The organism is Streptomyces sp. W16 (assembly GCF_033194735.1).
GTDB lineage: Bacteria > Actinomycetota > Actinomycetes > Streptomycetales > Streptomycetaceae > Streptomyces.
The window spans coordinates 1-2,324 of record NZ_JAWOAI010000900.1 but is presented as its reverse complement, the minus strand read 5'-3'; the positions used below and the strand labels follow the sequence as shown (position 1 = coordinate 2,324).

Below are 2,324 nucleotides of genomic sequence, written 5' to 3'. Positions count from 1 at the left end.
CGACAGCCCGGGTCCCGCTCCGCCGCCGTAGCGCGACCCGTGCCCGCCGCTTCGCGGCCGACATGCTGCCGCCGATCCTCACCCGCGTGATCCGCAACGGCCTCAGCCGGTCCTGAACCGGGCCTCGATGCCCGCGAGCACCAGGTCGAGCCCTTCCTCGAAGTGCCGGCCGTAGTCCTGGAAGATCTCCGCGCCCGCCGCGGCCGACAAGGGGAAGTCGGCCATCAGGCGGGCGCGTTCGTCCATGTCGTAGCCCTCGCGGCGCTCGTCGGGCAGTGGCTGGACGCCCTGTTCCTCGCTGACGAAACCGATCGTGTAGAGGTACGACGTCGCGGTCGCGCGGACCGCCTGGGCGAGGGTGAAGCCGGCCTCCGTGAACAGGCGCAGGGTGTCTTCCATCTGCACGGCGTGCAGGGTGCCGGTGAAGCGTGAGCCGCTGAAGACCTTGGCGCCGTCGCGGTAGGCGAGCAGCGCGTCGCGCAGGCCCCGGTTGGACTTCAGCAGCCGTTCCCGCCAGGTGTCCTCGGGTGCGAGCGTGGCGCCCGCGACCATCCGGCGGTACATCTCCGTCGCCATCTCGTCGAGCAGCGCCTGTTTGTCCTTGAAGTGCCAGTACAGGGCGGGCGCCTTGACGTCCAGTTCCTTGGCGATGGCGCGCAGGGACAGCCCGTCGAGGCCGACCTCGTTCAGCAGTTTCAGGGCGGTGTCCGCGACCCGCTTGCGGTCGAGGGGGACGCGTCGTTCCGTACTCACGCTTGACAGCTTAACAGCGTTAAGGACACCCTGGTGACCGTAGCCACTTAACAGCGTTAAGGAGACGGATCATGGCAGAGCACGTGGACGTACTGATCGTCGGCGCCGGCCCGACCGGCCTCGCCCTCGGCATCGACCTGGCCCGGCGCGGGGTGGACGCGCTGGTCGTGGAGAAGGCGGACGCCCTGTTCCCCGGCTCGCGCGGCAAGGGGATCCAGCCGCGCACGATGGAGGTCTTCGACGACCTCGGAGTGATCGACGCGATCCTCGCCAAGGGCGGCACCTACCCGACCGGCGCGGTCTGGCGGGACGGCCGGAAGGTCGGCGAGCACCAGATGTTCGACCCGTCCGAGACGGACCCCGACACCCCGTACGACACCCCGTGGATGGTGCCGCAGTGGCGCACCCAGGAGATCCTGTTCGCGCGGCTGACGGAGCTGGGCGGGACGGTGGCCTTCGGACGGGAGGTCACCGGCTTCACCCAGGACGAGTCCGGTGCGACCGTCGGGTTCGCCTCCGGTACGGCGGTCCGCGCCCGGTACGTCGTGGCCGCCGACGGCGGTCGCTCGGTCGTACGCCGGACCCTGGGCATCGGCATGACCGGCGAGACGGTGGACCCCAACCCGATGCTGGTCGCGGACGTCCGGATCACCGGCCTGGACCGCGACAACGTGCACGTCTTCCCGCCGCACGGAGACGTCGGCTTCCTCGCGGTCTTCCCGCTGGCCGGCACCGAGGACTTCCAGGTCATCGCCCAGTTCCCGGAGGGCACCGACGTCGACCTCTCCCTCGACGGCATCCGCGAGACCGTGGCCGGCCGCACCCACCTCGCCCCCGAGGCCGTGACCGAACTCCGCTGGGCCTCGGACTTCCGGCCGCGCGCCGCGCTGGCCGACCGCTTCCGCGCCGGGCGGGTCTTCCTCGCCGGGGACGCGGCCCACGTCCACTCGCCGGCCGGCGGACAGGGCCTCAACACCAGCGTGCAGGACGCCTACAACCTCGGCTGGAAGCTCGGCGCGGTGCTGCGCGAGGGCGCCCCCGAGTCCCTGCTCGACACCTACGAGGAGGAGCGGCTGCCCAACGCCGCCGACATGCTCGGCATCTCCACCGGCGTCCACCGCGGCGAGGTGCGGCGCGGCAGGGCCACCCAGCAGCTCGGCCTCGGCTACCGGGACCGCTCACTGGCGGTGGAGACCCGCACGGACCTGCCCGAGGACGCACTGCGGGCGGGCGACCGCGCCCCGGACCGCACGATCGACGGCGTACGCCTCTTCGACGCCTTCCGCGGCCCGCACTGGACCCTGCTGGCCCTGGACACGAAGCCCCCGGCGGCCGTCGGCGACTCGGTGCGGGTCGTGGCAGGACCCGCCACCGAGACGTACGGCACGGGTCTCTTCCTGGTCCGCCCCGACGGCTACGTCGGCTGGGCGGGCGCCACGGAGGACGGCCTCGCGCAGTACACGGACCGTGTCGGCATCCGCGTCGGTTGAACCGGACTCGCCGGTGACAGCTCCAACTAGACCGAACTGGCCAGTGACAGCTTGACCGCGAAGCCCAGGAACAGCGCGCCC

2 protein-coding genes are annotated in these 2,324 nt (G+C 71.8%); one reads left to right on the top strand and one right to left on the bottom strand.

Translation table 11 applies throughout. The annotated features are described in order from the left end of the window. Nucleotides 1-102 precede the first annotated feature (102 nt). Entirely contained in the window at nucleotides 103-753 is a 651-nt protein-coding gene (locus R6V09_RS51145) for a TetR/AcrR family transcriptional regulator C-terminal domain-containing protein (protein ID WP_317888252.1), read from the bottom strand. 71 nt (nucleotides 754-824) lie between these two features. On the opposite strand from R6V09_RS51145, the gene R6V09_RS51140 reads away from it, so the two are divergent. Then, entirely contained in the window at nucleotides 825-2,243 is a 1,419-nt protein-coding gene (locus R6V09_RS51140) for an FAD-dependent oxidoreductase (protein ID WP_317888251.1), read from the top strand. The last annotated feature ends 81 nt before the right edge of the window (nucleotides 2,244-2,324 follow it).